At 47.5% G+C, this 5,275-nt stretch carries 10 protein-coding genes; 3 read left to right on the top strand and 7 right to left on the bottom strand.

The window, feature by feature from the left end:
- Window positions 1-64 precede the first annotated feature (64 nt).
- The 7 genes from WCK19_RS18210 to WCK19_RS18180 all read right to left on the bottom strand — a co-directional run bounded on the left by WCK19_RS18210 (window position 65) and on the right by WCK19_RS18180 (window position 3,134).
- The gene (locus WCK19_RS18210; protein WP_342398828.1) at window positions 65-343 is read right to left on the bottom strand and encodes a hypothetical protein; all 279 of its coding nucleotides are present in this window, start codon (window positions 341-343) and stop codon (window positions 65-67) included.
- Window positions 340-519 (bottom strand): hypothetical protein, encoded by a 180-nt coding sequence (locus tag WCK19_RS18205; RefSeq protein ID WP_342398827.1) that lies wholly within the window; start codon window positions 517-519, stop codon window positions 340-342. The genes WCK19_RS18210 and WCK19_RS18205 overlap by 4 nt, the downstream gene beginning before the upstream one ends.
- A gap of 96 nt (window positions 520-615) precedes the next feature.
- Window positions 616-1,173 (bottom strand): hypothetical protein, encoded by a 558-nt coding sequence (locus WCK19_RS18200; RefSeq protein ID WP_342398826.1) that lies wholly within the window; start codon window positions 1,171-1,173, stop codon window positions 616-618.
- The gene (locus WCK19_RS18195) at window positions 1,166-1,429 is read right to left on the bottom strand and encodes a hypothetical protein (protein ID WP_342398825.1); all 264 of its coding nucleotides are present in this window, start codon (window positions 1,427-1,429) and stop codon (window positions 1,166-1,168) included. Before WCK19_RS18195 ends, WCK19_RS18200 begins: the two co-directional genes overlap by 8 nt.
- Window positions 1,426-1,794: a hypothetical protein gene (locus tag WCK19_RS18190; protein ID WP_342398824.1), complete on the bottom strand. Its 369-nt coding sequence runs from the start codon at window positions 1,792-1,794 to the stop codon at window positions 1,426-1,428. Before WCK19_RS18190 ends, WCK19_RS18195 begins: the two co-directional genes overlap by 4 nt.
- The gene (locus WCK19_RS18185) at window positions 1,791-2,519 is read right to left on the bottom strand and encodes a hypothetical protein (RefSeq protein ID WP_342398823.1); all 729 of its coding nucleotides are present in this window, start codon (window positions 2,517-2,519) and stop codon (window positions 1,791-1,793) included. Before WCK19_RS18185 ends, WCK19_RS18190 begins: the two co-directional genes overlap by 4 nt.
- Window positions 2,520-2,591: 72 nt before the next feature.
- Window positions 2,592-3,134, bottom strand: a complete 543-nt coding sequence (locus WCK19_RS18180) for a hypothetical protein (protein ID WP_342398822.1) — start codon at window positions 3,132-3,134, stop codon at window positions 2,592-2,594.
- 664 nt (window positions 3,135-3,798) lie between these two features.
- On the opposite strand from WCK19_RS18180, the gene WCK19_RS18175 reads away from it, so the two are divergent.
- The 3 genes from WCK19_RS18175 to WCK19_RS18165 all read left to right on the top strand — a co-directional run.
- Window positions 3,799-4,179, top strand: a complete 381-nt coding sequence (locus WCK19_RS18175; protein ID WP_342398821.1) for a hypothetical protein — start codon at window positions 3,799-3,801, stop codon at window positions 4,177-4,179.
- A gap of 255 nt (window positions 4,180-4,434) precedes the next feature.
- Window positions 4,435-4,776: a phage replisome organizer N-terminal domain-containing protein gene (locus WCK19_RS18170; protein WP_342398820.1), complete on the top strand. Its 342-nt coding sequence runs from the start codon at window positions 4,435-4,437 to the stop codon at window positions 4,774-4,776.
- Window positions 4,766-5,275: helix-turn-helix domain-containing protein (locus WCK19_RS18165; RefSeq protein ID WP_342398819.1), on the top strand; the 510-nt coding region annotated here is incomplete at its 3' end. The genes WCK19_RS18170 and WCK19_RS18165, both read left to right, overlap by 11 nt.

The following is a 5,275-nucleotide window of genomic DNA, read 5'->3' as shown; positions in this document are numbered from 1 at the left end:
GTAGCCTATTTAGCTCAGGATGGTTATCTGGTATTTGCATAAGGTTACTCCTTATCCTTTCGCTTCATTGTTCGTTCCTTTCGTCATAGTCGCTTTTAAGGTCGTCCGGGTCGCACATATGCAGTTCCCAAGCGGCGATGCGAACTCGGCGGTCACAGTCGGGACAACGGTACACTAACCACTTGGTCAGATTGGGGTCGGCACAAGTGCAGCAGTCCAGCATCTCGTCACAGTGAGCGCACCAATCAACTTCTTCTTGGATGGGGTCGCTAGGGATGTAATCGGCGGTAAGGGCGAAACAAGGACCGAAACAGCCATCGAGCATAACGCTAAAGATGCTCACAATTGCACCCCCTCATTCTGTTCAACAATCTCGATTAACAGCTTGACGGCACGCATCGCGGCATTGGTTTGTATCTCCAAACCGACATCGGTTTTCTGCGCCTGTTGTAGTTGGAGGTGGGCTAGAGCGAGGCGAAGCTTTCTCAAGGCAGCTTCCTTTGTACCTTCTGGTTTCATAAGCTATGCTCCTATTTTAAGAAAAAAGCCGGCTAGAAAAAAACCGGCTGTGTATGACCTGTGTATGACAATTGCGGCAAATGTCGGGGTGATGTATCACGCTAGATAAAGAGAGACTGGTAAGCTGTCCCCTGACATCTGAATGATGGCGAGTGTCGCAATACTTGGAGAACGGAACACATCCCCACAGCCGAGTTGCAGACCGCTACTTAATCGCCCGTGATAGTAGTTCACCTCTCTGTCCTCAACTTCTATCAGGAAATAGCGGTCACCAATGCGCCAACGGATATATGCACCGTTGTTGAGATAGTCCTTCACTTGGTCGTTGTTGCGGGTAACGAGATAGAAGGGGTACTCTGGCATAACCCAACTGTTGATGTCGGTGAAACCTTTTTCTTGCAGGATGGCGAGAACCGCGTCTCTCGGCGAGAGGTAATTACGGTTCTGGTAACGCACGCAAGGTAAGCCAAATTCTAGTTCTGGGTAGTATTCAAGGTCGGTGTCTATTGGCATGGTGATTGTACCAAGCGTTTCCACAGTAGTGGATTGCCCGGCGGCGCTACCGGCTCCGGTGTAGGTGTACAACTCCAGCGAATAGCCGGGTTCTTCCAGCGTCACAAGTTTCAGTTGATGAGCTACACGCAATTCAGTCATTGGAGTTCCTTTCAGTGAGCATATTAAAGTTGTCTCGTTTGGCAGCAGAGCGGTCATTGCTTTGGGCGAAGGCTTGCCACAGAGCCGCAACAGTGTCGTATGTCCGACCAGCCTTTGACTCGGAGCGAAAGAAGAAGCGCAATTCGACCAGTTCTTTTTCGGCTTCCGTAAAGGTCAGGTACTTGTGATAGCGGTTGCGATATAGCGCCATCATTAGACCGGGGCTAGTATTGCGGTAGAACTCATATTCCGTCATTTACTGCCTCCATTCCCGGTATTTTTAGAGTTGTCACCACCATCTGAGATAACAGAAGGCTGTAAGTCAGCCGCCAGCAGATTACCGGCGGGTAGTTGCTGCCTGAGAATGCCTGTGCCTTTATCCCACGCCAATGCCGTAATGGTGAGGTCACTGGGTGGGATAACATCAACATTGCCGCCTCTCCCCTCCCCAAAGTAAGAGATGTTCAAGCGGCAGAGGGGCGTACCATCCGGTTTCAGCACATCAATGCTACCGGCAACCCCGGAGGTCAGTTTGAGGGCAGTTCTGGTGAAGCCGTCCTTTGGGTCAAGTCTGGCTTCAGTTGGAGTAATAGCGTTCTTATCGAAATTCTTCGGGTTCATATTGCATTCTCCAAATCGGTTTCAAGTCCCCACCAAGGGACAATACGGGACAACAAATCCTCAGCCGCCGCGTTCATACCAGCAAAGGGGGTATCGGTATTTGGCAGCCGGTCATGAAACCAACCGTCCTCGTATTGCCATACTTGACCGGCGATGCGCCCAAATACCAGCACCTCCAACACTCGGTTAATTCTGGCTCGTTCTACATACTGTTTAACCGTCCCCACGTTAATGGTGGCGAGAGGGGGCGGTTGCAAGAAGAAGTAGGGCATCCAGGGTTCATCGGGTTTGAGCAGTGGCGGTAGGTTGGTAACCTGTTCTTTTAAGAGCGCGTTAAATGCCATAGCCAACGAAACGGGATGATTAGTACCGGAATTGGTAGTCCACCAGCGACCATCAAAGCGGTTCGCCGGTTCGTACAGCAGCAGCCCCCATTCTTCGGTGAGTTTGCCATGCCTAGGTGCGGGTAAGAGAGTTTTGAGTAGAAGCGCCTGCCCATCCCGCAAGACCCAATCGCGGGTAACATGCGAAAGCATTTGGAAGGCAGTTTCCAAGCGTTTCGCCAACCAAGAAGCTTTGTAAGCATGCGGGGCATAATCTGGCGATTGCAATTGGAAGGAGTCGAGCCGGATAACGTTCAACTGCTTACTGCCGAGTATTAGGTAGGCTAAAGCGGAATCGCCAGTGCGAGAGCCTCTGCGGAAATCTAGTATCAATTCGTTCATAGGATTGCTCCTTTTAAGATAGGGCAAACCAAAGTCGGGGTACAGAACCCCGACCTTAGCGGTACGGTAGTATCAGTCGAGAACCACGAGAAAGAGGTCGTCGGTAACACGTTCAAAGCGGATAGGCAGGAAGGGTTTGAGAGTGGCAGGGAGGGCGAACTCCAACGGTTCAGCCACTTCTTCGCCTTCAACCACTTCAGCAATAGCCGTTCCAACCACAGCAGGTTGCTCAATAGGTTCATCAAGGTAGAGACCGGTAGCAGGGCAATGAGTAACGGAAAGGTCGGGAGGGGAGAGGAAGCCAGCTTCCCGGATGGGGGCAAAAGTGCCGTAGGACACCACGGTGGAGGCTTCAAAGTAACCGGGCTTCGCCTGTTGGTCGGCGAAACGTTTCGGGTCTGGAGAAAAGTGGATGGTGACCCAACCTTGGGGGTGAACGGTACGAGAGAACTCGGTAACAATAGCATACTCATCTGCTCCCCACTGCCCATTATCGGTTAGATGATTGAAGCGGAGACGGTCACCGAGACGGACCATAGTAGGCTGGAAACGCAAATCAAAAGAATCAAAGAACCCCGCTCCGACAGGAGCAGGGGGTACGGTTGATGCAACCATATATATACCTTTTCAATTGGGTGGGCGGGTAAAAGTTCTACTTTTCAACCCTAGAATGGTGGAACGCTACATAAAGGAATAGAGCATTGGGAAGGGATAAAGTACCTTTATATAATATAATTATAACCCATTTGTTCTGTTTTGTAAACTACATTTCGCATCAATTTATAAAACTCGTTAATTGAAATGCTAACCCGTAGAGGATGGTTTGGGGGACAAAAGGTGTTTGGTTTCCCTCTAGTGCGATTATTGTTGAATAGCCTAACCTGTTTGTTAAGCCTTTCGTTTGTGGCGTTGTGAACATATGGCTGAAACTAACATACGTAACATTTCCACATCATTGGGTAGCAAGTTACTAGGCAGTTTCATTTTATGCCGATAAATAGACCTCAAGTGGGGCTACAACCTCACAAATGTTAATAAGCCAACAGTAACTTAAAGCAGGGGAATTAAGCGATTATTATTAAATAAAATCAAAAATAATGCGAAAAAGCCGCTTTTTGATATTGACAAATCGTTTAGCATTTGCTAATCTACCATAGAACATTTAGTCTATATATCAAATGCTGCATACTAGCATAATGTTCAGCATTTTAAAATACTACTTTCATCCTACCATATATATCCTCTCCACTGCACAACAACACTAAAACACAGAATAGTTATGCACCAACCTGATTACGTACCAGATACGCTAGGCAACATCGTTCTACCCGAATATCCACTAAAACGATTACTGCTCATACTGGAGTATTTGGTTGTAGCAGCAATACCGACAATATGCCGGCGAGGTGGTTTCACTTACGCTGAGGCAACTTTGTTATTGGCTCAACTAATCTCGGAAGGAGTAGTAGTTCAACGCAGCCAAGTTACATGTCCTGACTGTCTCGAAGTCTATCCGGTTTATGGTTTGGCGGTAGAAAAGAAGCGGTTAGCCAATGAGGGGCTGGTAAACCGAACGCCGACAACCAGAACACAGTCTTGGACACAGGATGAGTTAAGGCATGCCGAAAAACCGAAGGGGTATCAGAAGGGGATGCTATGAGTTTACACTATGTTCATAACACCGCTAAAGCGACTAACATTTGCTGGAGTGATTATCACAAGCATAGTTTACAACTAGTTAAATATGTGATATAATTAAGAATAGGAATACACTTATTTTCTAGTTCTTGCCCTACCCACGTCCGCCAATCCCAATTCTTACTTATAGAAAGTTTAAGAAGGAGAGACGAGAATATGTCTGTTAACGACATTGCGCGTATTAGCGCACCCAAAATTACAGGAAGGAGTTACCACCATGCAGAATGAGGATACCGCCCCTATTGGGGTATATCAAGACACGCCCTTTGGGATGTTCTCCAGTGAGGTAGTGAAAAACAGACTGAACAAATTGCCGGAGGCTTCTTCTTCCGTTATCGCGGTCTATATCGCTTTGCTCTGCTTTGTTAACAATACGACTGGTTCTTGCTCTCCTACTCATCAAATGCTTGCTGCGATAGCGTGTAGTAGCGTCTCGCAGGTAGAGCGTTGTTTAAAGATACTGGCAGATGCGGGGATTATTGAAATTCAAAGCAATGCCAGCGACAGCACCAGCAACGCCTACTATATCACGGAAGGAGGCAATCGCTATGCAAAATGAAGATACCGCGGAGCATGAGGTTAGATTAGGTAAGGGCTTTCATTCATTTACACAGTTGGACAATCTGATTTTCACTTACTACGGTAGACGTATGGGAGTCTATGGCAGACTAGTCTATGAATCGCTTTTGTATCACGCTAATAATACTACTCATAAATGTTGGCCCTCCCATCAGACTATTGCAGAAGAAGGCGGCATGAGCGTTAGACAGGTGCAACGGGAATTAGCCAACCTGGTCGAAATGGGGTTCATCCAGATTATAAGCCGTATCGCCGAAGGGAAATCGAACCTTTACATAGTGGAAGCCTTAAAAGACCCCTTCACCGAAGATGGGGTGACTAATAGTCGTACCCATAAACAGACCTCTGAAAAACCAAATAGGGGTGGACTAATAGACATGGGGGGGTGGACTAATAGTCCAACGAACTATACTAATTCAACTATACTAATTAATAAGTTTCTATCACCTAAAGGTGATAGTGTTCCACCGCCTCCCGCC

It is taken from the genome of Candidatus Chlorohelix sp. (assembly GCF_037138995.1).
Classification (GTDB): Bacteria; Chloroflexota; Chloroflexia; order Chloroheliales; family Chloroheliaceae; genus Chlorohelix.
The sequence above is the reverse complement of the archived record's forward strand: the minus strand, read 5'-3'. Positions and strand labels throughout refer to the sequence as shown.

Bases quoted from the DNA above. Each gene is read 5' to 3' on its own strand.
- WCK19_RS18200 (WP_342398826.1), bottom strand. From the start codon at position 1,173: ATGACTGAATTGCGTGTAGCTCATCAACTGAAACTTGTGACGCTGGAA.
- WCK19_RS18175 (WP_342398821.1), top strand. From the start codon at position 3,799: ATGCACCAACCTGATTACGTACCAGATACGCTAGGCAACATCGTTCTA.
- WCK19_RS18205 (WP_342398827.1), bottom strand. From the start codon at position 519: ATGAAACCAGAAGGTACAAAGGAAGCTGCCTTGAGAAAGCTTCGCCTC.
- WCK19_RS18170 (WP_342398820.1), top strand. From the start codon at position 4,435: ATGCAGAATGAGGATACCGCCCCTATTGGGGTATATCAAGACACGCCC.
- WCK19_RS18195 (WP_342398825.1), bottom strand. From the start codon at position 1,429: ATGACGGAATATGAGTTCTACCGCAATACTAGCCCCGGTCTAATGATG.
- WCK19_RS18185 (WP_342398823.1), bottom strand. From the start codon at position 2,519: ATGAACGAATTGATACTAGATTTCCGCAGAGGCTCTCGCACTGGCGAT.
- WCK19_RS18180 (WP_342398822.1), bottom strand. From the start codon at position 3,134: ATGGTTGCATCAACCGTACCCCCTGCTCCTGTCGGAGCGGGGTTCTTT.
- WCK19_RS18190 (WP_342398824.1), bottom strand. From the start codon at position 1,794: ATGAACCCGAAGAATTTCGATAAGAACGCTATTACTCCAACTGAAGCC.